This window comes from Amycolatopsis sp. NPDC049868 (assembly GCF_044461365.1).
Taxonomy (GTDB): domain Bacteria; phylum Actinomycetota; class Actinomycetes; order Mycobacteriales; family Pseudonocardiaceae; genus Amycolatopsis.
The window spans coordinates 300,862-324,288 of record NZ_JBITKV010000012.1 but is presented as its reverse complement, the minus strand read 5'-3'; the positions used below and the strand labels follow the sequence as shown (position 1 = coordinate 324,288).

20 protein-coding genes, 1 tRNA gene and 2 CRISPR repeat arrays are annotated in these 23,427 nt (G+C 66.1%); of the genes, 11 read left to right on the top strand and 10 right to left on the bottom strand.

Going from position 1 to position 23,427, the window contains the following annotated elements:
- Window positions 1–140: 140 nt before the first annotated feature.
- Both ACIBTM_RS37010 and ACIBTM_RS37005 read right to left on the bottom strand, forming a co-directional pair.
- Entirely contained in the window at window positions 141–893 is a 753-nt protein-coding gene (locus ACIBTM_RS37010) for an ESX secretion-associated protein EspG (protein ID WP_395881823.1), read from the bottom strand.
- Between the two features lie 38 nt (window positions 894–931).
- Complete coding sequence (locus tag ACIBTM_RS37005) at window positions 932–2,263, bottom strand: hypothetical protein (protein WP_395881816.1); 1,332 nt, start codon at window positions 2,261–2,263, stop codon at window positions 932–934.
- A 231-nt stretch (window positions 2,264–2,494) separates the two neighbouring features.
- A CRISPR array of direct repeats spans window positions 2,495–3,194; the repeat unit is 28 nt; unit sequence CTCTTCCCCGCGCAGGCGGGGCTGTTCC.
- Between the two features lie 372 nt (window positions 3,195–3,566).
- On the opposite strand from ACIBTM_RS37005, the gene ACIBTM_RS37000 reads away from it, so the two are divergent.
- From ACIBTM_RS37000 to cas2e, 9 genes are all read left to right on the top strand, one after another.
- A complete protein-coding gene (locus ACIBTM_RS37000) occupies window positions 3,567–3,815 on the top strand; it encodes a hypothetical protein (RefSeq protein ID WP_395881815.1) in 249 nt (82 codons plus the stop codon).
- A gap of 222 nt (window positions 3,816–4,037) precedes the next feature.
- Window positions 4,038–6,803: a CRISPR-associated helicase Cas3' gene (gene cas3 / locus ACIBTM_RS36995; RefSeq protein ID WP_395881822.1), complete on the top strand. Its 2,766-nt coding sequence runs from the start codon at window positions 4,038–4,040 to the stop codon at window positions 6,801–6,803.
- A complete protein-coding gene (gene casA / locus ACIBTM_RS36990; RefSeq protein ID WP_395881814.1) occupies window positions 6,790–8,418 on the top strand; it encodes a type I-E CRISPR-associated protein Cse1/CasA in 1,629 nt (542 codons plus the stop codon). Before cas3 ends, casA begins: the two co-directional genes overlap by 14 nt.
- Window positions 8,415–9,002: a type I-E CRISPR-associated protein Cse2/CasB gene (gene casB, locus ACIBTM_RS36985; protein ID WP_395881813.1), complete on the top strand. Its 588-nt coding sequence runs from the start codon at window positions 8,415–8,417 to the stop codon at window positions 9,000–9,002. The genes casA and casB overlap by 4 nt, the downstream gene beginning before the upstream one ends.
- A 22-nt stretch (window positions 9,003–9,024) precedes the next feature.
- The gene (cas7e, locus tag ACIBTM_RS36980; protein WP_395881812.1) at window positions 9,025–10,155 is read left to right on the top strand and encodes a type I-E CRISPR-associated protein Cas7/Cse4/CasC; all 1,131 of its coding nucleotides are present in this window, start codon (window positions 9,025–9,027) and stop codon (window positions 10,153–10,155) included.
- Complete coding sequence (cas5e, locus tag ACIBTM_RS36975) at window positions 10,152–10,862, top strand: type I-E CRISPR-associated protein Cas5/CasD (RefSeq protein WP_395881811.1); 711 nt, start codon at window positions 10,152–10,154, stop codon at window positions 10,860–10,862. Before cas7e ends, cas5e begins: the two co-directional genes overlap by 4 nt.
- Window positions 10,862–11,521, top strand: a complete 660-nt coding sequence (cas6e, locus tag ACIBTM_RS36970; RefSeq protein WP_395881810.1) for a type I-E CRISPR-associated protein Cas6/Cse3/CasE — start codon at window positions 10,862–10,864, stop codon at window positions 11,519–11,521. Before cas5e ends, cas6e begins: the two co-directional genes overlap by 1 nt.
- 2 nt (window positions 11,522–11,523) lie before the next feature.
- The gene (gene cas1e / locus ACIBTM_RS36965) at window positions 11,524–12,507 is read left to right on the top strand and encodes a type I-E CRISPR-associated endonuclease Cas1e (RefSeq protein ID WP_395881809.1); all 984 of its coding nucleotides are present in this window, start codon (window positions 11,524–11,526) and stop codon (window positions 12,505–12,507) included.
- On the top strand, window positions 12,504–12,854 hold the full coding sequence (gene cas2e / locus ACIBTM_RS36960; protein WP_395881808.1) for a type I-E CRISPR-associated endoribonuclease Cas2e: 351 nt from the start codon (window positions 12,504–12,506) through the stop codon (window positions 12,852–12,854). Before cas1e ends, cas2e begins: the two co-directional genes overlap by 4 nt.
- Before the next feature lie 65 nt (window positions 12,855–12,919).
- Window positions 12,920–14,534: a CRISPR direct-repeat array (repeat unit 28 nt; unit sequence GTTCTCCCCGCGCAGGCGGGGCTGGTCC).
- A gap of 96 nt (window positions 14,535–14,630) precedes the next feature.
- On the opposite strand, the gene ACIBTM_RS36955 is transcribed toward cas2e, so the two are convergent.
- The gene (locus ACIBTM_RS36955; protein ID WP_395881807.1) at window positions 14,631–15,320 is read right to left on the bottom strand and encodes a hypothetical protein; all 690 of its coding nucleotides are present in this window, start codon (window positions 15,318–15,320) and stop codon (window positions 14,631–14,633) included.
- Window positions 15,321–15,843: 523 nt separating this feature from the next.
- On the opposite strand from ACIBTM_RS36955, the gene ACIBTM_RS36950 reads away from it, so the two are divergent.
- Window positions 15,844–16,260 carry an Lsr2 family protein gene (locus ACIBTM_RS36950; RefSeq protein ID WP_395881806.1) on the top strand — a complete coding sequence of 139 codons (417 nt, stop codon included), beginning with the start codon at window positions 15,844–15,846 and terminating at the stop codon, window positions 16,258–16,260.
- Between the two features lie 425 nt (window positions 16,261–16,685).
- On the opposite strand, the gene ACIBTM_RS36945 is transcribed toward ACIBTM_RS36950, so the two are convergent.
- Both ACIBTM_RS36945 and ACIBTM_RS36940 read right to left on the bottom strand, forming a co-directional pair.
- Window positions 16,686–17,327, bottom strand: a complete 642-nt coding sequence (locus ACIBTM_RS36945; protein WP_395881805.1) for a site-specific integrase — start codon at window positions 17,325–17,327, stop codon at window positions 16,686–16,688.
- Window positions 17,328–19,167: 1,840 nt separating this feature from the next.
- Window positions 19,168–19,244, bottom strand: a tRNA-Ile gene (locus ACIBTM_RS36940).
- A gap of 222 nt (window positions 19,245–19,466) precedes the next feature.
- On the opposite strand from ACIBTM_RS36940, the gene ACIBTM_RS36935 reads away from it, so the two are divergent.
- Complete coding sequence (locus ACIBTM_RS36935; protein WP_395881804.1) at window positions 19,467–19,622, top strand: hypothetical protein; 156 nt, start codon at window positions 19,467–19,469, stop codon at window positions 19,620–19,622.
- Between the two features lie 34 nt (window positions 19,623–19,656).
- On the opposite strand, the gene ACIBTM_RS36930 is transcribed toward ACIBTM_RS36935, so the two are convergent.
- Genes ACIBTM_RS36930 through ACIBTM_RS36910 form a run of 5 tightly spaced genes read right to left on the bottom strand, consistent with a single transcriptional unit; the run spans window position 19,657 to window position 23,392 of the window.
- Window positions 19,657–20,388, bottom strand: coding sequence for a polyphosphate polymerase domain-containing protein (locus ACIBTM_RS36930; protein WP_395881803.1), 732 nt, complete (start codon window positions 20,386–20,388; stop codon window positions 19,657–19,659).
- A gap of 29 nt (window positions 20,389–20,417) precedes the next feature.
- Window positions 20,418–21,002 (bottom strand): DUF4956 domain-containing protein, encoded by a 585-nt coding sequence (locus tag ACIBTM_RS36925; RefSeq protein WP_395881802.1) that lies wholly within the window; start codon window positions 21,000–21,002, stop codon window positions 20,418–20,420.
- A gap of 60 nt (window positions 21,003–21,062) precedes the next feature.
- Entirely contained in the window at window positions 21,063–21,725 is a 663-nt protein-coding gene (locus tag ACIBTM_RS36920) for a response regulator transcription factor (RefSeq protein ID WP_063271635.1), read from the bottom strand.
- Window positions 21,722–23,113 carry a sensor histidine kinase gene (locus ACIBTM_RS36915; RefSeq protein ID WP_395881801.1) on the bottom strand — a complete coding sequence of 464 codons (1,392 nt, stop codon included), beginning with the start codon at window positions 23,111–23,113 and terminating at the stop codon, window positions 21,722–21,724. Before ACIBTM_RS36915 ends, ACIBTM_RS36920 begins: the two co-directional genes overlap by 4 nt.
- Before the next feature lie 9 nt (window positions 23,114–23,122).
- Window positions 23,123–23,392 (bottom strand): hypothetical protein, encoded by a 270-nt coding sequence (locus tag ACIBTM_RS36910; RefSeq protein ID WP_395881800.1) that lies wholly within the window; start codon window positions 23,390–23,392, stop codon window positions 23,123–23,125.
- Window positions 23,393–23,427 lie beyond the last annotated feature (35 nt).

Sequence of the window (23,427 nt, the reverse complement as noted above, 5' to 3'; positions counted from 1 at the left end):
ACGGTTCGCCAAACGAGCCGCCTACCACCGCGCCGAGATCATCCTCGCCTGCATCATCCTCCACCTCCGATGAAGATCCCCAGGACACGCCCTAGAAACCCTTACCCTGCAAAGTTTTCTCCACGTGCCCTGCGCGAGTGTCAGGACCGCAACGCCTCAAGGGTGTTGTACAGGGTTTCGGTGATGTACGCCGGGCTGCCGGGTCCCCAGGCGATCTCGAGGTCGTCGGTTCCAGGCCGGAGATAGGTCAGGATCCTGCCGTGGTTCGCGGTGTCAATCGCGGTCAGCGGGACGCTGGCGCGTCTGATCCCGTTCGAGCGGGCCGCGACGTAGAGCTGGTGGCTGGCCTGTCGCCGCTCGGCCATCAGGGTGCGAAGCTCGTCAGCCGGATCAACAGCGGTGTAGTCGTTCCCGGTGTCCAGGGTGTACGAGTCGTCGTTCGTGCGTGCCAGGTACTCCGTGCGCGGCACCGCTCGCTCGGCGACCGCGGCTGACGGATGCTTCGGGAGCGCCTCGACGACCGACCGGATCACCTTGGCGCCTCGGATCTGTTCCAGGGTCAGGCGGTCGTCCTCAACCGTGATGAGGGCGCCGTGCTTTCCGGTCGGCACTGCCAGCATCGAACGATCCTGGCCACCTCGAGCGGTGGAGAAGCCGTAGCATTCGTAGCTCGACGAGGCGATGCCCAGCATCAGGTCCCGGAACCATCCACTGATCCGGCCTCGTCGCAGCTCGTAGAAGCCGGGTTGTGCCAGGGCCTGCCGGGTCAGTTCCGCGAGTTCGTCTTCCGCGTCGGGCTCGACCCAGACGTCCACCGGACCGATCACCGGATGTACTGGCCCGATCCTTTCCCATTCCCACGCTTGAGCTACTGCCAGGCGCGGTACCGTCACCGGCTCGTCGAGCACCCCTCTGACTCCCTTTGCCGGTTCTACTTTCCGATCACCGGCGGCGGTACCCGGCCGGTGTAGCCGAACAGCCCTTGCGGGTCCGGCTCCTGCAGATAGTCCGGGGACTTCTTCTCCTTGTCCTCATCCTTGCCCTTGCCGCGCGCGGCCGCCGGTACGACCGGCCCAGCCCCGGTACCGCGGCTTCCCGTGCCAGTCTGGCTGCCCGCACCGGCCCGTCCGGCAGACTCGCCTTGCCCCAGGGGACCCGCCCCCACCGACCGGCCCGGTCTACCCGGCCCACCGGCCCCGGGCACCCCAGGCCGGCTGTAGGGGGGCACGACCGGGCCAGAACCAGGCCGGTCCGGTCCCGTCACGTAGTTCAGCGTGTCCGCGCCGCCCGCGGCGGGAAGGTTCGTCAAGCCTGGTCCCGGCAGGTTCGGGACGTCGATGCCCGAGGGAGCCGGGCGCACGAACCCAGCGGCCACGGTCCCATCCCTGCCCGGCGACACAGCGACGCCGTCTGGCCGCTGACCACCCGCAGCGTGACCCGGCAATGCCTCTCCATCGGGCCCAGACCCGGCGTCGGGGTGATGCTCGGCCTGCACGGCGCGGCCGGTGACGCCGACAGGTTCACCGTCGGATGCCCAGCCGGGTCCCGCGATCTCCCGCTTCTCCACAGCGCCACCCGTGCCCGTGGTCTGGCCGATGGAGAAGGCCCCGTCGGACTCGCCGGTGATCTGACCGAACTGGATCGGCATCGCTTGCGCGTGGCCGTCGCTGGTGCGGGTGAAGCTGTTGTAGATCTCGTTGTTCCGCTGGATCGCGGCGTTGCGCTCGTTGAGCTGGATCTCTGTGTCGGTATCCCACGGGCTCGCGACATCAAGGACGTTCCGCTGCGGTGGCGTAGCCGAGATCTCGACCATCGAATCCCGCGTTGTCTGGAACGCGTGATCCTGATCGGCCAGCGTGTTCTGGCTATTGTGCAGCGCGGCCGAGGCCTCGGTCGCGGCCTGCGCGAGCGGGCGCAACCCGGCCCGGGCCGCGTCGCCACCTTGGCCCGTCCAGGCGTTCTCCAGCCGCGCCACCGCCGCCAATGTGTCTGCCTCGATACCTTGCTGCTCCTGGGCCTGCAGCGCCCCCGCGCGCTGGGCCTCGCCCAGGCTGGCCGTGCCGGGCCCTGTCTTGACCATGCGGACAAGATCGGCGGGCACGATCAGCTTGCCTTCGGCCTGCAGCTTCTGCAGATAGGCGCGCTTGATTTTCAACAGGACGACGTGGCGGTCGTTCTGGCCGACGAGCAGGGAAGCGTCGGCGATCAACCCTTCGAGGAGTGCCGACCCGGTTCTCCCTCGGACGCCAGCGTTGGTCCTCATTCATCAGCACGGTGCGCGGCCCGGAACGGCATCCCGAACGCTGGCGGGCAGATCCCGCGACGCATACCCGATGGTCAGCACGATCGCGGTGAACACAGTGTTGATCCCTGTGAGTATACATTGACATCAACCCAGAGCCTCGCCTGCCATGGGCGACTAGAAACGACCCTCCAACAATCCATACCAACCATAAAACACTGTTACGATCTTCAAGACTCCAGGTCAGGAAGTCTGTTCCCCGCGCAGGCGGGGCTGTTCCCGGCCGTCGCCAGTCTCGGGACGTCCTTCGGCGCTGTTCCCCGCGCAGGCGGGGCTGTTCCGGCAGTGTGACCTGCGATGATCGTCGTTGCGATCTCTTCCCCGCGCAGGCGGGGCTGTTCCCGGGTCGAAGACTCCGTCACGGTCGTACTCGCCCTCTTCCCCGCGCAGGCGGGGCTGTTCCGCGCCGGGCGTACGTGATCGGCGGGCTCGCCGACTCTTCCCCGCGCAGGCGGGGCTGTTCCTTGCTGACCGGCTCCCGACGCGTACGTGCCACCCTCTTCCCCGCGCAGGCGGGGCTGTTCCGCGCGCGTTGCGCCACGCGAGCGACATCGCCAGCTCTTCCCCGCGCAGGCGGGGCTGTTCCCGGCACGGATGTGGTGATCCAGGGCCGTAACGGGCTCTTCCCCGCGCAGGCGGGGCTGTTCCGGCGGTGAACGCCTCGCCGACGGCGGTAGTCAGCTCTTCTCCGCGCAGGCGGGGCTGTTCCCGTCCTGGGTTCCGTAGAAGTAGGTCCCGGTGACTCTTCCCCGCGCAGGCGGGGCTGTTCCGTACCTCATGGCGGCCCGGCTCGCCGGGCACGACTCTTCCCCGCGCAGGCGGGGCTGTTCCCAGGATCACCGCGTGGTTCATCGTCGCGGTGGTCTCTTCCCCGCGCAGGCGGGGCTGTTCCCGTTTCGCCAACTTCGCAGTCTCAGCGTTCACGTCTTCGCAACACGGGCAAGGCTGGCCGCAAACATCCCGGAGCTGCCGCCCGTCCCGCTGCCCGCCCTATAAGTCCAAAGGATCTCCATGTTCGTTCCGTCGCCCTGGACATTCCCCGTCCTTCATGCGACGCTGGGGCTCGTCAAAGTTCGCTTGTCCTCTCGACACGGTCGAGCTGCACCAGATCTGCACGTACGGCAGGTAGGAGCACGTTTATTTCCCTGCGCAGCAGGGCTCAGGACGTTGCATCAAAGGTGGCAGACCACTAGGCGATGGCACGTTTCGCTGCCGTGAACTGCTTTGCTCTCCATAGCAATCCGCAGATAAGCAGGAGATCGAAATGGCCAACGTCAGGTTGAATGACGAGGAACAAAGCAGATCACTAAGTGCGCACACCCTTGCCATCGCAATAGTCGCCGGGGTTCTTGCCTGCCTGACCGCGGTGAGCACCGGAGTGACCACATGGCTCAGCATCCGGGACTCAACCGATCCCGCCTTGACCTTCATGGCGTCTCTCTTGGCGGCGATGGCGAGCGGCCTCGCATCCTTCCTGCTTGCAGCGCTTGCGATGAAGCAACTGTTGCGATAGATCGGGCAGAAAACTACGTGCATCTTCGGGTGCGTCAGCCTAAATCTACCGCAAGCAGGACAGCGTCCATGTACGGCACGCAATGTCCAGCTCTTCACGCGCTAGCTCAGCAATTTGACATCCGCAGTTACCCTCTCGACTAGGCCATTCGAATGAATCGTCTCGTCTAGCGAAACGTAGGGGCTGCGGTCACTGATCTCTTGACGAGGGAGGTGTTCGTTGGTGATACATGGGGACGTCAAGTCCTCGGTGTGGGCAAAATCTGACCGGGATGAGAATGGGATTGTCGTCGGGTGGCTGCCGTTGCATCAGCACCTGGATGACACCATGTCCGTAGCTCGGCTGCTTGTCGATCATTGGGTTTCACCGCTGGTCAAGGCCACGATCGAGCGGGATGTACCGGACAGCGAGGCTGGAGTTCGAATCATCACGTGCTGGTTGGCCGGCGTCCACGACATCGGCAAGGCGAGCCCGGCTTTCGCTTGTCAGGTAGACGTTCTTGCTGACCGCATGCGCGATGACGGTTTCGCTATGCACCCTCGGCTCGTCGACGACCCCAACCGGCGGGCAGTAGGTCACGCTTTAGCGGGTCACTGGGCTGTGCGGGACTGGTTGACAGACGAAGCGGGGTTCGATTTCGCCAGTAATGCGGCACAGTGGGCTTCGGTGGTCGGTAGTCACCACGGTGTGACTCCGGAGGAGTCTCAGTTGGCCGTTGTGGATTCTTCGTCTCATCTGACGGGTTCGAACGTATGGGAGACAACGAGGCGCTCCCTGCTCGCAAGGGCGACTAAGCATTCCGGCGGACTCGACGCGATCAGGGGGCATGCGCAGACCAGCTTGTCTCTGCCGACGCAGGTGTTGCTGACGGCGATCGTCATCGTCGCGGACTGGATCGCGTCTAATTCCGAGTTGTTTCCGCTCTTGCCGTTGTCCACAACAGACTTTGAGGCTTCGGATTCAGTAACTGCGGATCGAGCGAAGACGGCTTGGGCGACATTGAATCTTCCGTCGACGTGGGCCCCTGAACGGTTCGACGGCGATGTCGATCAGTTCTTCCGCGACCGGTTCCACCTCGACGCCGGAGCGCGGCCGGTTCAGGCAGCAACGGTGGCTGCGGCTGTTGCGCAGACCGAACCGGGCATGCTCATCGTCGAAGCGCCGATGGGCGCGGGTAAAACCGAGGCGGCGTTGCTGGCGGCGGAGGTACTGGCGTATCGCTCGGGCGCGAACGGGGTGTTCGTGGCGCTGCCGACGCAGGCGACGACAGACGCGATGTACGACCGGATCCGCGCCTGGCTGAATCGTATGCCGTCCCCACATCAGCTCGGCCTGAATTTGGCCCACGGTAAGGCTCACCTGAATGACAAGCATGCCGGGCTGGTTCGCAGCGGACGGTTCGCGGCGGTCGGCGAAGAGGCCGAGTCGGTGGTCGCTCATTGGTGGCTCAGTGGACGCAAGAAGGCGGGTTTGGCGTCGTTCGTGGTCGGGACGATCGACCAGGTGCTATTCGGGGCGTTGAAGAGCAGGCATCTGATGCTGCGGCATCTCGCGTTGGCGGGCAAGGTCGTGGTGATCGATGAGGTGCATGCGTACGACGTCTACATGTCGCAGTATCTTCACCGTGCCCTGCATTGGCTCGGCGCCTACAGAGTTCCTGTCGTGCTGCTGTCGGCGACTCTGCCCGACGAGCGGCGTGCTGAACTGCTCTCCGCATACGACAGCGGCCGCGGCATCCGCGAAGAACCGCCGGCCGAGCATCCGGGATATCCGGTGGTATGCGGGACGGGAGGCCTGACACCGCGGGCCATCGAACTGGTGGACAGCAGTACCGAGGTCGCGCTTGATCATCTGGATGATGACTTGGACACGCTGATCACTTATCTTCGATGGCATTTGCGCGACGGTGGATGCGCGGTGGTGGTCCGCAATACCGTGGCACGGGTCCAGGAAACCGCCGGACGACTGGCTGCCGAGTTCGGCACGGATACGGTGACGATCTCGCACTCCCGATTCCTTGCTTGTGATCGCGCGCGTATCGATGCCGATCTGGTGCGCCGGTTTGGTCCGCCGGAGTCCGCTCCGGACAGGCCTGCGCTGCACATCGTGGTGGCCTCTCAGGTGGTAGAACAGTCGCTCGATGTGGATTTCGACCTCTTGGTCACCGATCTCGCACCTGCTGATCTGGTTCTGCAAAGGCTGGGCCGGTCACATCGACACCGCCGATCCCGGCCCGCCGGTGTCGAAACAGCACGTTGCGCCCTGGTCGGTGTGGACGACTGGGCTGCCACCCCGGTGACCGCCGTACCCGGTTCTCGGCGTGTCTATGGTGAGCACACTCTGCTCCGGTCGGCAGCCTTACTCGTCGATCGCGGCTCCCTTCGGCTGCCCGACGACATCGCACCTTTGGTGCAACAGGCATACAGCGATCGACCGCTTGGTCCGCCGTCGTGGCGGGACAGGATGCAGGTGGCAGCCACATCCGCGGATACGCGTTCCCGTCGACGAGTCGATAGAGCGCAGACGTTTCTCCTCGGCGAGGTGACGGCTTCGGACACGCTGGTGGGGTGGCTTCGAGCCGGTGTCGGTGATGTCCATGAGGACAACCCGCAGGGCGCGGCTCAGGTACGTGACGGCGCAGAGTCTCTGGAAGTCTTGGTGGTGCAGAAAGACGCCGATGGCGGGATCTTGACCCCGTCATGGATTCCCGGCGGCCGTCAGCAGATCCCGCTGACCGAGGTAGTGCCGATCGCCCAGGCGAAGGTGATCGCCGCATGCGCGTTGCGGTTGCCGGTGGCATTGAGCCACGGCGGGGTTATCGACGCAGTGATCGCCGAGCTGGAGCAGCACCATTTCTCCAGCTTTGACCAGAACCCCTGGCTCAAAGGTCAGCTGGTGCTGCCGTTCGACGAGCACCGCCGCGCCGAGCTGCACGGATACACACTCACCTACGACCTGCGGCGAGGGCTGATGCATGAGCGCATCTGAGGGTTTCAATCTGCTCGACGAGCGATGGCTGCTGGCCCGTGACCTCGACGGTACAGCGCTGGAGCTGTCGCTCGTGGACGTGTTCCGCCGAGCAGATCGCTTGGCTGGTCTGCAGGGTGATGTGCCGACTCAGGTATTCGCGTTGACTCGTCTACTCCTGGCTGTGCTGCATCGGGCCTTGCGCGGACAGTTTGATATGGATTCCTGGACGGCACTGTGGCGAGGCCAGAAGCTCCCGATGAGGGACATCGAACGCTATCTGGACATCCATCGGAACCGATTCGATCTGTTTGACCCCACCACGCCGTTCCTGCAGGTTGCCGACCTGCATACAGAGAAGGGCGAGGTCTCGGAGCTCAGCAAGTTCATCGCTGATGTCCCCAATGGACACCCGTTCTTCTCCACCAGAATGGAGAAGAACTTCACCTTGTCCTACGCCGAATCCGCGCGCTGGCTGGTGCATTGCCACGCCTTCGACCCATCCGGGATCAAGTCCGGTGCGGCCGACGACCCGCGTGCCAAGAACGGCAAGGGCTATCCGATCGGCACAGGATGGTCAGGGCACCTCGGCGGAATCCTTCCCGAAGGCGCCACGTTGCTCAAGACCCTGTTACTCAACCTGATCCCCGGTTCGGCGGTCGACGACCTGCCGGCGTGGGAACGGGATCAAACCCGACCGGAGAGCGACGACCGCGAGCCATCCGGCCCAGTCGATCTGTTCACCTGGCAAAGCCGCCGAATACGATTGACGCGCAACGGCGGACGAGTAACCGCCGTGCTCATCTGCAACGGCGATCGGATCACGCCTCAGAACAAATTCGCCATCGAAACTCACACCTCCTGGCGGCGCAGCCTCAATCAGGAGAAGATGCAAAAATCGTCGACCCCGGTGTACATGCCACTCACTCACGACCCCGAACGGGTGGTGTGGCGAGGACTGCAGGCCATGCTGCCGTCCAGCTCTCCCAGCCAACGTACGGAGGCAGCGCCGCGGCTCGCACCGACGGTGCTGGAGTGGATCAGCAAACTCACCAATGACCGTGTTCTACCGAGGAATCACACTCTGCATCTCCGCACTATCGGTATGACGTACGGGAACCAGAGCTCCACAACGGCAGAGATCATCGATGACGCGATGTCGCTGCAGGCCGTGCTCCTTGCGCAGGATGCGGAGAACCTTCGGCAGATCGCGTTGTCCTGTGTGGGTGCTGCAGAGAAAGCCGCAGCCGCAGTGGGCAAGCTCGCCTCCAACCTTGCCGAAGCAGGAGGAATCAGGGACGCCAAGCCCCGTCCTGGCAGCCCTCTCGACGGACATCGAACCCGTGCGGCAGAGGCCGCGTACGCGGTACTCGATCCGTTATTCCGTTCATGGCTGACCGGCCTGGGGCCGGACAGCGATCCCCTGTCTTGCCAGATCGAATGGCACACCACTGCCCATGTCGTCATCGGCAGGCTGGGCGCCCGGCTGCTCGGCAGCAGCTCACCGCAGGCCTGGGCCGGTCGGATCGTGAACAGGACCTGGATGACGGCCAGCCACGCCGACGTCTGGTTCCGCCGCGATCTGAACGGGGCATTTCCTCTCGCCGACCGAGAAGCCGTGAAGGACAGCGCATGACCGAAACCGTCGCGCGACCAGGTGCCGTTGCCGGAGCACGGATCAGTGCCCTGCAACAGGGTTACCTGTCCAATCGTTCGGACTCAGTGGCGGCACTCGCTCGTCTACGCCGCGCTGTCGGCAAACCACCCGGCAGCGTGTTCGACGTCCTTGACTACACGATGGCCGCAGAATTCGTCGGTGACTGGCGCGGGGACAATCCGAGCTGGGCTGAGGTCGCCGCCCACCATGCGATGACCCTGTACTCGGTACACCAGCAGTCCCAGCGCAAGCCCATGCACGTGCGGGATCGAACGTTGGGAACAGCAGTGCGACGTCTCATTCCCGAGTCCGAATACAAACCCACGCACGCCGTCGCACGCCGGTTCGCCATGCTCGGCACCGCCGACAGCCTGTCCGAACTGATTCACCACCTGCGGGGAATCGTGCAACTCCTCCGCACGGCCAGTATCCCGATCGACTACGGCCGCCTCACTGAAGACCTCGTGACCTGGCAACGCGATGGCGGTCCGGAACGCGTGCGACTGCGGTGGGGACGCGACTTCCACCTGCCGCCCGCAACCCCGCCGGCCGAATCCGAATAGCCATCCTATTAGAAGGACTCCCATGCCTCGCACCATCATTGACGTACACGTCATCCAAACAGTGCCGCCGAGCAACATCAACCGCGACGACACCGGCAGCCCGAAGACAGCCATCTACGGCGGAGTCCGTCGAGCCAGGGTGTCCAGTCAAGCGTGGAAACGCGCGACCCGCGACGCCTTCGACGTCCTGCTCGATCGGGAACACCTCGGTGTACGGACCAAGCGAGTGGTCGAACTCATCGGCGAAGAAATCCACCGCCAAGTTCCCGACCTCACCGACCGCGTAACGGAACTCGCCTCCGCGGTGCTGACAGCGGCCGGGGTCAAGCTCAAGGACGCACGTAAGAAAGACACCCCGCAAGAGTCCGAGTTCCTGCTGTTCCTGAGCAACCACCAAGTCACCAACCTCGCCGCACTGGCCATCGAGGCGGCACGCGAAGCGGGTGACAGCAAACTCACGATCGCCAAGAACGAAGCCAAAGCCTGCGCAGACCGCGACCACTCGGTGGATGTGTCGTTGTTCGGACGGATGGTCGCCAATCTGCCCGACCTCAACGTCGAGGCCGCAGTGCAGGTTGCGCATGCGCTCAGCGTGCATACCGTCGCCAACGAGTACGACTATTTCACCGCTGTCGACGACCACAAACGTGCCGACGAGGAAGAAGACGCAGGTGCCGGAATGATCGGTACCGTCGAGTTCAACTCCTCCACCCTCTACCGTTACGCCGCGCTCGACGTCGACCAACTGTTTGGCAACCTCGGAGACGCCGAGGCGACACGCCGGGCAACCGAGGCCTTCGTCCGTGCGTTCGTGTCGAGCATGCCCACCGGAAAACAGAACACGTTCGCCAACCGCACTCTGCCTGACGCTGTGCTCGTCGTCGCCCGCGAAACCCAGCCGATCAACCTCGTCGGCGCGTTCGAGGACCCAGTGCGCGAAGGCGAGAAAGGCGGCCGGATCGCCGCGGCCATCTACCGGCTCGCCACCCACGCCTCCGACCTGCACCAAGCCTTCGACGAGACACCCGTCGAGGCGTGGACCTTCGGGGGTGGAGAACGCGTGGAACCCCTGGCCGAACTCGGGCAACGCTCGACCTTCGACACCACTGTACGTGCCGTTGGTTCACTAGTCGCCGGACGGTTGGCGCCATGACAGCACTGCTGCTGCGGCTGGCGGCGCCGCTGCAATCGTGGGGCACCAACAGCCGGTTCGTCCGCCGTAACACTGATCGGGCACCCAGCAAGAGCGGCATCATCGGGCTCCTCGCCGCCGCCAAGGGGATCCGCCGCATCGATCCGATCCAGGACCTGCTCGATCTCCGCATCGGTGTACGGGTAGAGCAGCCCGGCCAGCTCGAGCGTGACTTCCAGACCGCCCGCACCCGCGACGGCTCCGAGTCAATGCCCCTGTCCTACCGGTTCTACCTCGCGGACGCGGTCTTCGCCGTCGCTGTCGAAGGAGACCCGGCCACGCTGGACGGACTCAGCACCGCGCTGAAACGGCCCGCGTTCCCCTTGTTCCTCGGCCGACGCTCCTGCCCTCCGGCAGGAAAACTGGACCACGGCATGCACGACGGAAACGCCGAGCATGTCTTGCGCACCACACCATGGTTGGCGTCACCGTGGGTCCGGCAACGCCATCCTCATCCCTCAGTGGATCTGGACATGGTCATCGACTGCCAGCCCGGGACCGCCGGCAGTGAGATCGTGCGTGACGAGCCGATCAGCTTCGATCCACGTCATCGCCAGTACGGGTGGCGCACCGTTGCACATTCGCCGGTGACCGTGGCCAATCCGGACCATCAAGCCGGTGATCGAGACCTGCATGACCCGATGGATCTGCTGGGAAGCGTGACCTGATGCACCTCACCCGCTTCGAGATCAACGTCGCTCGCCGCGGCGCCCGCGAGCTGCTTGCATCCCCGCACCGCCTGCACGCCGCCGTACTCGCCGCATTCCCGCCCGCCCACCGGGACGCCACCGCCGACGGGCGGGTGCTGTGGCGGGTTGACCAGCGGACCCACCAGACAACTCTGTACATCGTCAGCCCGCAGACACCGGATCTCACGCACCTCGTCGAGACAGCCGGCTGGTCCACCGCACCAGGCGACAGCCGCCCGTACGCGCCGCTCCTCGACCGCTTGACCGCCGGTGACCTGTGGGCATTCCGGCTCACCGCCAACCCTGTCCACAGCAAACGCAAATCAGAGGAAGCGACTCGATCCCAACGGTTCGCACACGTCACCGTCGATCAGCAGACCACATGGTTGCTGAACCGGGCCGATGGGCACGGCTTCACCATCCCCGACGGAACAGGAAAGGAACCGGATGTGGCGGTCCACGGCCGCCGTGTCTGGCGCTTCAAACGCCAAGGCCAGACCGTCACCCTCGCCACCACCACGTTCGAAGGCAGGTTAGAGATCACGGACCCAGCGGTGTTCCGCAACGCCCTCACCCACGGCATCGGCCCCGCAAAGGGTTATGGCTGTGGCTTGCTCACCATCGCCAGGATGACCTGACCATGCGGGAAATCCCGGGCGCCAAACCAGTCTCCCTGTCGCAACTGTCACGCGCCCAAGACCGGTTGACCTTCGTCTACCTCGAACACAGCATCGTCCACCGCGACGCCAACGCCATCACCGCTCGCGACGCCCGCGGCACGGTACACATCCCCGCCGCCACGCTCGGTGCGCTCCTTCTCGGCCCCGGCACCACCATCAGCCAGCAAGCCATGCTGCTCTTGGCCGAAAGCGGCTCGACCGCGGTCTGGGTCGGCGAACACGGCGTGCGGTACTACGCCCACGGAAGAACCCTCACCAACTCCTCCCGCCTGCTCGAACAACAAGCCGCGCTCGTGTCCAACCGCAACACTCGCCTGCGTGTCGCGCGCCAGATGTACGCGATGCGGTTCCCCGAGGACGACACCAGCAGCCTCACCATGCAACAACTACGCGGCAAAGAAGGGGCCCGAGTCCGGCGGCTCTACCGTCTCCACGCCGAACGTACCGGAGTCGCATGGGACCGCCGCGACTACAACACCGCCGACTTCGACAGCGGAACTCCCATCAACCAAGCCCTTTCTGCCGCCAATACGAGCCTCTACGGCGTCGTCCACGCAGTCATCGTCACCCTCGGCTGCGCACCCGGACTCGGTTTCGTCCACACAGGACACATCAAGTCCTTCGTCTACGACATCGCCGACCTCTACAAAGCCAACCTCACCATCCCGATCGCGTTCGACATCGCCACCCGCGAGATAGCCGATATCGGCGCGGAAACCCGACGAGCTGTCCGCGACCATATGAAGGACGGCGCCTTCCTCGAAACCTGCGTCCGCGATATCAAATCCCTGCTCAAAGGTGAGGACGATGCCGTCGAGTACGGCCCTGAAGCATTCGACAGCCCCGATGTGGTCATGCTCTGGGACTACAACGGCCGCAACGTCGCCGGTGGCACTGCCTACGGAGACAACCTTCCGGAAGACACCTCCAGGGACGACCAGTGATCGTCATCGTTGTCACTGCGTGTCCCGTCGGCCTACGAGGCCACCTCACCCGATGGCTTCTGGAGATCTCCGCAGGCGTGTTCGTCGGCAAAGCCAACGCCCGCGTCCGTGCGCTGATGTGGCAACGCGTCACAGACATGGTCAAAACCGGCCGCGCCATCATGGTCTACAGCGCAGACAACGAACAAGGCCTAGCCTTCGAAGTCCACGCACATGACTGGATCCCAGTTGATTTCGAAGGCATCAACCTCATGCTTCGACCAGCACCACGGCAGGCGACCCGCGACAGTGACCGGGAGGCCGGCTGGAGCAACGCAAGCAAACGTCGTCGATACGGCAATCGCTAGACTCACTCCGGCACAAAGTAAACAGAAAACACTGTTTCGGTCCACAAAGCCGCAGGTCAGCAAGTGTTCTCCCCGCGCAGGCGGGGCTGGTCCGCGAGTCTCGGCGACCGGGTCCTTGGTGATGATGTTCTCCCCGCGCAGGCGGGGCTGGTCCCGGGTTCGACGCCGCCGACGTCCATGTGCACCTGTTCTCCCCGCGCAGGCGGGGCTGGTCCCCGAGGCGAACTCACCGACCTTGCCGTTGCCATGTTCTCCCCGCGCAGGCGGGGCTGGTCCCCGCCTCACCAACACGAAGGGCTCGAACCGATGGTTCTCCCCGCGCAGGCGGGGCTGGTCCCCGGCCCTCCGTCTGGCGGTGCAGCACCTCGCAGTTCTCCCCGCGCAGGCGGGGCTGGTCCGGTGCAGGCCGTCCCGCGCACGATCCCGATGCAGTTCTCCCCGCGCAGGCGGGGCTGGTCCCCCGTACCTGGTCAAAGACCTCACCGACGAGCCGGTTCTCCCCGCGCAGGCGGGGCTGGTCCGTCCGCAGCATCCAGCACGAGCGTCTCCACGGTGTTCTCCCCGCGCAGGCGGGGCTGGTCCCACCCGCGCCGTCCAGCTGGCCAACACGTTCCAGTTCTCCCCGCGCAGGCGGGGCTGGTCCCCGAACGAACGCTCGCCACCCTCCAGCGTGGTCGTTCTCCCCGCGCAGGCGGGGCTGGTCCCCAAAGGACCACCGAGATGACGACCGCAGCCCCCGTTCTCCCCGCGCAGGCGGGGCTGGTCCGTGCGGCAAGAAGCCCGCTGGACCTGGTGGGATGTTCTCCCCGCGCAGGCGGGGCTGGTCCCTCGGTGGATCAGATCGCGACGAAGTTCCGCGAGTTCTCCCCGCGCAGGCGGGGCTGGTCCCTGCGCGCCTGGATCACCACGGCGATCCAGGCTGTTCTCCCCGCGCAGGCGGGGCTGGTCCGCCGGTGAGTTCGCGCAGCGCGGGATCGACGTGGTTCTCCCCGCGCAGGCGGGGCTGGTCCCATGTCGACGGCAGTGTGTTCGTCGTGCTTGAAGTTCTCCCCGCGCAGGCGGGGCTGGTCCGCTTCCCGACCAGCGGAAGAACACCAGCAGGGCGTTCTCCCCGCGCAGGCGGGGCTGGTCCCCAACGCCAGATCCAGTTCCTGTCCAGTTCCGGGTTCTCCCCGCGCAGGCGGGGCTGGTCCGTTGAGGACGTCCCGCCACCGGTCGAGGCGGGGGTTCTCCCCGCGCAGGCGGGGCTGGTCCGGAACGGCGCATTCGTCGCGAGGCGAAAAAGCGGTTCTCCCCGCGCAGGCGGGGCTGGTCCCAGGTCCCAGCTCGTGCCGTCGTTGCGCCACAGGTTCTCCCCGCGCAGGCGGGGCTGGTCCCGAGGCCGGAGCGTGCAGATTGTTCAGCGACTCGTTCTCCCCGCGCAGGCGGGGCTGGTCCGCGATCTGCCGCGACCTCTATCGCACGCTGGTCGTTCTCCCCGCGCAGGCGGGGCTGGCCCCTGGCTGGTGTTCCCGCTGGTCGCGCTCGGCTGCGTTCTCCCCGCGCAGGCGGGGCTGGTCCCTGCTCCCAGTTCCGGGATTCGTATTTCTCCGCGTTCTCCCCGCGCAGGCGGGGCTGGTCCCGCTCCCATCGTGCTGAACCCGAACGACGACGTGTTCTCCCCGCAGGCGGGGCTGTTTTGAGCATCACACTCCCTGCCCGCCCACCAGACGTGGTAGAACACCCCGAAGGTACAACGTCCCCTAGATCCGTGCCGGTGGTGCTTTCGGCGCGTTCTCAGGACGAACCACCGCCACCAAGGCCCGGAGGTCGTCGCTCCGATTCGAAGCTGTTTCCGGAGCGTCTCCGCTGAGATCGGACGTCGAAACGCCGCCAGTGGTCGGCGTCTGCTTGCCGAGCCCGCTGCACTAACTCCTCGTCGAGATCGCCGATCCAGCGCGGGGATTGCGCCTCCACACACTGGCCGAGTTGGACCTTCGCGGACCCCGCCACCTGTTCCGTGCGGCTACTCGTTGGGTCAACCGACGCGGGTTTGGACAACGGCTCTGCCCCGAGGTCAGTGTTCGTGGCACTCAGCGCTCGGAGGAGACCGGGACCCGCTTCGCATACCCCGATAAGCAGTAAGGGACCGACCGAGTCAAATGTAGCCTTACCCCACTGACCAGCAAACACGGGATCAGCGATGTTCAACAGCAAGGTCACCACGCTCGCCGCCAGCAGCAGACGTCGCGGCGATCGCAGCACCTCCTCGCCGGCCCCGGACAGCGCCAGGTGCCGCGTGCCGACGAGCAACCCCAGCACCGTCCGGTCAACAGCAGGTGCCACCAGCGGCGCTACGAATGCCGGCACTTGAAGCTTCAACGCCAGGTTCAAGACGTTCCCGAACCCAAACAGGAATGTGAGCCCGATGACCAGCCCCATCGTGACCGTGACAAACCGAGCAACCGTCTGCGAGCTGGCGCTCATAACGGGCTCCCACCTGACCCCGGCAGCCCGAAGGTCGCCTCCACCACCAACGTGCCGCTGAAAAGCCCCTGCTCAGACCCGTTCCCATCCTTTGGTAGTCCTGCCGAGGGCACTACCCATCTGTGAAAGCGCCCGTGACCAACTGCGGTCACTGCCCTCGCGCATGTCGACGACCAGTCGGTCACAAGCCGACGGGTGCACCTGCGCCGATCTCCTCACGCATCGAGGCACTGACGCGTTCGGGAAGACCGCGACTCCTCTCCCCGACCGACGCCGCAGGGCCGCTCGTCGGCGGTGCGCTCACGTCCGCGGAGCAGATGGCCACGAGCGTAGATGGCAACGACCAGCGTCGGCCCTGCCGACGCACTCGCTTGGGTCATTCTGTCTCAAATGGACATCGGCAAGCCGACTGCCCGATGGCGACAGGGCCTGCCGATCCGCCGGTTCGACGCGCTGCGGCTAGGCTCATTGGCACTGCGCCAATCTGAAATGGCGTGACATGATCTAGCGGAAGGCACTATCGATGGCACAAAAGGTATCCGTCCAGATCGTCGACGACATCGACGGTGGCGAAGCCACCCAAACCGTGCCCTTCGCGCTCGACGGCGTCACCTACGAGATCGACCTCTCCGATGACAACGCCGGCGCCCTGCGCGAAGAGCTCGAGCGCTTCATCGACGCCAGCAGGCGAGTCGGCGGACGCAAGGTAAAGGTCGCGACCGGACAGTCCACCGTGGCCGGTGGTGCAGCGAAGCCCACCGACCGCGAGCGCAACCAGCAGGTCCGCGCCTGGGCGTCAGCGAACGGCTACGCGATCGCCGAGCGCGGCCGCATTCCCAACGAAATCTACGAAGCCTTCGACAACGCCGAATCAGCCCCTGAGCCGGTCGCCGAAGAGACCCCCATCAAGCGCAAGCGCGCACCCCGCAAGAAGTCCTGAAGCAGCAGATCGGCCTCTTATCCCTTTCCCTGCCACCGCAGGGAAAGGGACCTGAGACGATACCGAAGGCAGTAGAACATCACACGGCACGTCGTGACTTCTGCCAGGCCGACCGGGTCGGGTGCACCATCGATCCGCACGAAGACACCGACCCGTTGACGCCCGTTCACTAGTCCCACGCCAACCAACGAAAGCCGCCTGAGAAGGCATATGTCGGAAAACTCCTTACCAAGGCAGCCGCGATCCGCGCACAACTCACGGCCGCGCTAAACACGGCCGGCGTCGACACAAACCCGGACAACTGGACTGGCTTGTCGTGCCTCAGCCTGCTAGGCAACTCACCCGGGCAGGCCCCCTTAACTTGAGCCACAACGTAAGACGTTGGCCGGTAGTAGTAGGCCGAGCTCTGTGAACCGCGCCTTACGTCAGGCGGCGGGAGGGAGTTTCCGGTTCTGTCCGCGCGGAATGATCGAGGCAGCTGCTTCGGCGGTTTCACGGGCGAGTTCCGGCAGGACGTGGGTGTAGGTGTCAGCAGTGATGGCGATGCTGGAGTGCCCGAGGAGTTCCTGGACCTGTTTGAGGTCGGCTCCGGCGGCGATCATGAGGGTGGCGGCGCCGTGGCGGAGGTCGTGCAGGCGTACGGGCGGGAGGCCTGCGGCTTCGGCGATGGCATGGAAGGCGTCGCTGAGGTGCGAGGGTTGCAAGGGTTTGCCGTCGGGTTCGGTGCAGACTAGGCCGTTCTCGATCCACGCGTCGCCCGCTGCCGCCTGCAGGTTTGCCTGGCGTTGCTTGTGTGTGGCGAGGACGTCGGTGGTGGCGGTGTCGATGGCGATGACCCGGCCGCTGGCTTCACTCTTGGGTTCGCCGAATTCGGCCCGCCAGCCGATTTGGACCAGCGCCGCAGTGATGGTGATGCTCTGGCGGGTGAAGTCGACGTCCCACCAGGGCAGGCCGCAGGCTTCGCCGCGTCGCAGTCCTCGGTAGGCGATGAGGTGTAGCAGCACGTAGTAGGGGTGGTGGACGGCGTGGTCGAGGAACCGTCCGGTCTGCCCGGGTGTCCACACCATGACTCGGGAGGGCTTCTGTCCGGTGCGCTGCCACCGTTCGACGCGTTCGGGGTCCAGAGCAAGGCTTTCGGTCGCCGCCAGGACAGCAGGTGCTGCCGACGCCGCTGGCGCAGATCAACGCCACCAGCGCGAACCTGGCGGAATGCCTGGAACGCTTCGAGGGAATGCACATCTTAATGTTCTCCTCATCCGACATCGACGCCACGGCCGCACGGTTGACCGCCGCCGAGGTGCGGCACGGTGGGGTGAACACGGTGCAGCGCCCGGCCGCGCTCACGTCGAGACCGCCCGCTACCTGGAGATCGATGCGGTGCGCCCAGGCGCGGAAGAGAAAGGCAGAGTCGGCATCGTCGCGGACCTGGACCCGCGGATCCAAGCGCCCCGGCTGGCCGGCCACCCGAACGGCGCCGTCGGAATCGCCGACGTCACGCCTGCGCAGCCGACAGCGAGCCGGGACGCCGTCCAGGCACGATATGAGCGCTACCTCGGTCGGGCACCCCGCACAGAAGGACCCACCCGGGTTTTCGACCTCGGCGGACCGGCGGACCAACGCACACCCCCGTGCCCGCCTCCAGTCTCACCACGCTGTTCCCCGGTGAGCGAGCGCCCGCGCTGCCCGCGCTTGTCGCGTGCACGGTTGGCGTCCAGGACCTGAACTCGACGAAGAACTTGTTGCAAAACAAGGAGTTTCCGTAGCTACAAACACCAGGGGAGATGTCTTCGTGCCGGTAGCAGCCGCCCTCGGTATCTGTATCGGCTTCCGTCAGGTGAACCAACCCGCCACCACGAGGTGAACCGGCCGACAGGCAGGCCAGCACGGACGCCTCGAACCCACGACCTTGCGCCCCCCGAATGGAGTGGAAACCCTCATCGACACGAGCAGCCGTTGTCGACAACGGCCTGCACAGCAGACTGAACGTTGCGAGCAGTGGTCTGCTGACCCCGCAAGCGGCACCCACAGGAGTCCAGGTATCGCGTCCATCGCGAAGGCAATCACCCACCGCTTCCATTGGCGATCCGACTCTCACACCAATTTTCCTGGAGCAGCCCTGGAGCACACCGTCGGCTACAACAGCGCCCAACGACACCGGACCGCATCAAACACAGCGCAACTGCGCCAGCCGACCAGCGGGTTCTCGATAACCGCAGGTCAGCGCCCTGTGCGCACCTCACTGGCAGTGAGGGGGTCACCGGTGCTGTTCCCGCAGTTCAGAGAGCTTCGATCTAAACGACACCGCGTTCAATGACATCCGCCTACCGCTCAAACCGGCTATCCGAGAGCAGGACAGCGAGCGCTGACGCAGCCACGATCTTCACCTTGCTTCACGTACCCCACCGGAGACCCACGTCCAGTCGCGCCCACCCCCGGACGCCGGGATCGCCAAACTAGCGGCACATCAGGGTGAACACTGGACAGTCGTCGAAATCGACACGAAATCGCCCCTGGACCCAGACACGAAGAAGCCCAGGCCGCATTGCCTGGGCCCGACGTCGGGCACCTCAAGTTCACCGCCTGACGTGACCGCACCGATACCAGAATGCGCAGTGCGACGCCGAAACCGTTGACGTCACTGGCCTTCTACTCGAGTACACGGATCGCCCCCAGCCGATCTGCGACCGCACTCAGCTTGTCCAGTTGTGGAAGCAAAGAACTACGGACTTACTGAAGTCCCCACCGCAGCGGTTGTGACGAGAACCAGAAAGGCTGCTACGCCACCAACCGGCCCCGCAGAGCACAGCGGAGCAAACGGAGACATAACGGAGCCCAGCCACGATTAACACCGAGGCGAAATTGCTGCCGGAAGGCCAACATCCCTGCAGGTCAGCAACGATTTTGACGTGGTGGGCCGGGTCGGGCTCGAACCGACGGCCAAGGGATTATGAGTCCCCTGCTCTAACCAACTGAGCTACCGGCCCCAAGGGTGTCCTGACACCTCCGCGGGAGCCGCCCCAGCCCGAACAGCGGGTTTGCGAACGCACAGAAGTCCCAGTTCGTTCCAAGTTATCACAGCGCTCACCTGCCGCGATCGCCTAGGCCGATCAGCTGGTTTCCGGCGCCAGGCAAAGCCGGCTCGTCTAGGTTGCAGAGACCAGCGCCGGGCGGCACGCCGTCCGGGCCCATCGGGCAGGGAGGCGCTCGTGGCGAATCCGGTCGCCATCGGGCTCGGTGTCGTGGTCGTCATCGGCATCGTTTTGTCACTGAGGGCGAGCATCCGGGTACTGCGGCGAGCCGCTCTCCGGATCGACGCGATCCTGTCCGAAGAACTGGACGACCGGCCGCCGCGGCCCCGGTAGACGATTACCGGTCCTTTTTGGACGGCCGCGATCGTCACGCCACCCCGAGCCGCCGCAGCGCCGGTCGCCACCGGTTCCCGCCGGTCGCCAGCCCCAGCGCCACCAGGCCCGCGCAGTACTTGCTGACCGACTGCTCCCTTATCCGCAGTTTCGCCAGCGCCTCGGTGACGCTGTTGCGCTCGGCAGCCGACTTCACCTCCAGCAGCACCAGGTCGTCCCCGGCCGCCAGGCTCCGCGGGCCGGAGCGCCAGACCAGCGACGTGTCGCAGGTGATCCGAGTGTCGGCGGTGACGAGGGTGGTCCGCCGGTAGTCGGTGACCAGCGCGGGGATCAGCGGGCGGGGCGCGGGGCGGCCGTAGGCGGCGGTGAGGGCGTCGTCGAGGAACGTCAGCGCGGGCGCGGTCAGGCCGTGCGCCGACTCGGCCGGATGCGGGCGGCGGACCTTGACCGTTTCGTCGCGCCGTCCGCTGACCTTGAGCTCGCAGTAGGTGTCGGCCGAGTCGGTGTAGGTCCGCGTGCGGATCTTGAACCGGCGACGGCGGTCCTGCCGGTGCGCCCGGAAGATGGCCAGGTCCGGCGTGTCGAAGTAGGTCGACGAGTAGCCGAACACCCGTTGCCCGCCGATCTCCAGGCAGCGGAGCGTCAGCACGTCGGTGACGGCCAGGAAGTCGTGGAGCGGCAGGACGTATTTGCGGTCCGTCCGGCTCATCAGCGCGCTCGTGGCGACGACTTCGGCCAGCGACAGCGAAGGAAGCCTTCTCGTCACCGCCGCGACGGTGGCTGTCCCACGTCCGCTCACCGGTGGCCCGCCGGAGCGCCGTGGACGACCGCGGCGGCGTCCGGCCGGAACCGGACGTCGACGACGGTGACCTCGCGGACATAGTCCACTTCGGACACACTGTGCCGCACGACCGTTCCGCCGAGCCGTGCCCTCAGTTCCATCAGCATCGTCTGCTCGTCGGGGTACACGGTGTCGAGCACGACCGTCCGCCGCTGCGGGCCGTGGGTGCGTGCCGGGTGGTCGGCGACGTACATGACGGCGAGCAGCAGGACGTTGAAGACGGCGACGATCCGCCAGTCCGCGGACGGCAGCCCGTTCACCAGGCCGAGCACCAGCGCGACGAAGTAGTACGCGACTTCCTGCTGGCTGATCGAATCGGAGCGCAGCCGGATGATCGACAGCACGCCGAAAAGACCGAGCCCGAGGGCGCTCGCGGTCGACACGGACAGCAGCACGGCGACCGAAACGCAGACGCCGACGTTCAGCGCGAGATAGGCGCAGGCGAGGTCACCGCGATGATGACGGCGGGCGTAGATGCCGTAGGCGAGGATCACGGCGGCGACGAGGTCGACGGTGAGATGAAGCAGGGTCGTGGTCATGGAAACCACTGTGCGGCACACGGAAGAGACCACCGTGAGATCCCGATGAGAACCGTCTCATCAGGACTCACCGAGCCGGTAACCCATCCCCCGCACGGTTTCGATCCGCTCGGCACCGATCTTCCCGCGCAGATAACGGATGTAGACGTCCACCACGTTCGACCCGGGATCGAAATCGAATCCCCAGACTCCGCCGAGCAATTGCTCGCGGGACAGCACCTGACCGCGGTTGCGCAGCAACGTCTCCAGCAGCGCGAACTCGCGGGCGGTGAGGTCCTTCTCCTCCCCCGCCACCGAAACCCGCCGTGTGCGCAGGTCGAGCGAGAGGTCCCCGGCGCGCAGCACCGCCGGCTCGGCTTCGGGATTTCCTCGTAGTCGCAGCCGGATCCGTGCCAGCAGTTCCTCGAACGCGAAGGGTTTCGCCAGATAGTCGTCCGCACCGCCGGACAATCCGGCGACCCGGTCGACGACACTGTCCCGCGCGGTCAGGATGATCACCGGCACCGTCCGGCCGGCCGCGCGCAGGGCGCGCAGCAGATCCGAGCCGTCGAGGTCCGGGAGTCCGAGGTCGAGGACGACGAGGTCGTGCGCGCCGGTCAGCGCCTCGGTCAGCCCTTCGGAGCCGGTTTTGACCCAGCGGGTCGCGAAGCCCTGCGCCCGCAGGCCTTTCTCGACGAAGGCACCGATCCTGGCGGAGTCCTCCACCACGAGCACACTGGTCACCGGTCCGCACCTTCCGCGACGGGGATCTCCATGGTGAACTTCGCGCCTTCGCCGGGCACGGTGTCGAGCAGCACCCGGCCGCCGTGCGCTTCGGCGATCGCGGCGACGATCGCCAGGCCGAGCCCGGCTCCGTCGTCGCCGCTGGAGTTGCTGCCGCGTTTGAACCGTTCGAAGATCCGGCTCCTCGAATCCGGCGGGACCCCTTCGCCGGTGTCGCGGACCCAGAGCCGCGCCGTCGTCGCCATCACCTCGGAGCCGAGAGCGATCTCCTGGCCGGGCGAAGTGTGCCGGACGGCGTTGGAGACCAGTTGCAGCAAGGCCTGCGCGAGCCGTTGCCCGTCCGCGCGGACCCTCACCTCGGCCACCGCGTCGAGCCGCCAGACCCGGTCGGCCAGCGGGCGGGATTTGGCCAGGGTCTCGACCGTGAGGTCGGCGAGGTCGGTGTCGCCGGGCGCGAGGAAATCGGGGTTCCCGGACTTCGCGAGCACCAGCAGATCGTCCACGATCCGTTGCATCCGCCCGAGTTCGTCCAGGACCAGCCGCCGCGTCGCTGCGTTCTCCTCGGGGTCCTCGCCCATCAGCTCGATATGGCCCCGCACGATCGTGATCGGCGTGCGCAGTTCATGCCCGGCGTCGTCGATGAAGTCGCGCTGCCCGGCGAAGGCGCTTTCGAGCCGGTCCAGCATCGTGTTGAAGGTACGTCCGAGCGCGGCGACGTCATCCGAGCCCCGGACCTCGATACGGCGGGAAAGATCGCTTTCGCCGATCTGCTCGGCGGCCAGGCGCACCTCCCGCACCGGCGCGAGGATGCGGCCGGCGACCAGCCAGCCGATCAGCCCGGCCAGCACCAGCGCCGCCCCCGACATGGCGGCCATCACGCCGACGACGTCGTTGATCTCGCCCGCGGCGTGGTCGACGAACTCGACGATCACCAGCGCCCCGCGGCCTGGCGAGCCCTCGATGGTCACCGGGACGACGCCGTAGCGCGCGGACCCGACCGCGGTGGTGACCGTGCCGTACGCCGGGCTCGTGGCCCTGGAGAGTTCGGCGACGAATTTCGGGTCCGTGTCGAGGCGGACCGGCGGCTCGATCGCGCTCCGCCTCGACGCGGCGCCGTCGCTGATCGAGAAGAACGTCTCGTACTTCTCGGGCAGATTCCGTTCCAGGTGGCGGCCGAGGACCGCCTCGACGGTCGCCGGCTGCCCGGCCGGCCGGGCGTCCGGCGACGCCAGGAAGGCACGGAGTTTGCCGGTCTCGTGCGCGATCTCGTTGTCGAGGCGCTGGTCCAGCTGGTTGTGCAGCACGGTCCGGGTGGCCAGCAGCGATCCGGCGAGCGCGAGCAGCACGACCAGCAGGACCCACGCGAGAATCCGGGCGCGGGCGCTCATCGGCCCCGCTCAGTCGTCGAGGTCGAAGTCGAAGTGGTCGTCACCGTCATGGTCGTCACCATCATCGACGTCGTCGTCGTGCCCGGCCAGCCGGGGTGGGACGACGGCGGGCGGGGCACCCGATTCCCCCTGCCCGGAGACCGCCCGTCCGGCGGGGGCGACCACCGCCGGGCCGAGATCGGGCGGCGAGACCGCGGTGGCCGCGATGACGGCGAACGTGCCGGTGGCCGCCACCACGACGGCGGCGACCCCGGCCAGGACGATGATTCGGACTCGCATACCACCCAGGCTGCCCGGCGCGGGTGAGTCACCGA

Coding starts and splice junctions, on each gene's coding strand:
- casB (WP_395881813.1), top strand. CDS start 8,415: ATGACCGAAACCGTCGCGCGACCAGGTGCCGTTGCCGGAGCACGGATC.
- cas6e (WP_395881810.1), top strand. CDS start 10,862: ATGCACCTCACCCGCTTCGAGATCAACGTCGCTCGCCGCGGCGCCCGC.
- cas5e (WP_395881811.1), top strand. CDS start 10,152: ATGACAGCACTGCTGCTGCGGCTGGCGGCGCCGCTGCAATCGTGGGGC.
- ACIBTM_RS36955 (WP_395881807.1), bottom strand. CDS start 15,320: ATGAGCGCCAGCTCGCAGACGGTTGCTCGGTTTGTCACGGTCACGATG.
- cas7e (WP_395881812.1), top strand. CDS start 9,025: ATGCCTCGCACCATCATTGACGTACACGTCATCCAAACAGTGCCGCCG.
- ACIBTM_RS36950 (WP_395881806.1), top strand. CDS start 15,844: ATGGCACAAAAGGTATCCGTCCAGATCGTCGACGACATCGACGGTGGC.
- ACIBTM_RS36915 (WP_395881801.1), bottom strand. CDS start 23,113: ATGAGCGCCCGCGCCCGGATTCTCGCGTGGGTCCTGCTGGTCGTGCTG.
- ACIBTM_RS36910 (WP_395881800.1), bottom strand. CDS start 23,392: ATGCGAGTCCGAATCATCGTCCTGGCCGGGGTCGCCGCCGTCGTGGTG.
- ACIBTM_RS36925 (WP_395881802.1), bottom strand. CDS start 21,002: ATGACCACGACCCTGCTTCATCTCACCGTCGACCTCGTCGCCGCCGTG.
- casA (WP_395881814.1), top strand. CDS start 6,790: ATGAGCGCATCTGAGGGTTTCAATCTGCTCGACGAGCGATGGCTGCTG.
- cas1e (WP_395881809.1), top strand. CDS start 11,524: ATGCGGGAAATCCCGGGCGCCAAACCAGTCTCCCTGTCGCAACTGTCA.
- ACIBTM_RS37005 (WP_395881816.1), bottom strand. CDS start 2,263: ATGAGGACCAACGCTGGCGTCCGAGGGAGAACCGGGTCGGCACTCCTC.
- ACIBTM_RS37000 (WP_395881815.1), top strand. CDS start 3,567: ATGGCCAACGTCAGGTTGAATGACGAGGAACAAAGCAGATCACTAAGT.
- ACIBTM_RS36945 (WP_395881805.1), bottom strand. CDS start 17,327: ATGGTGTGGACACCCGGGCAGACCGGACGGTTCCTCGACCACGCCGTC.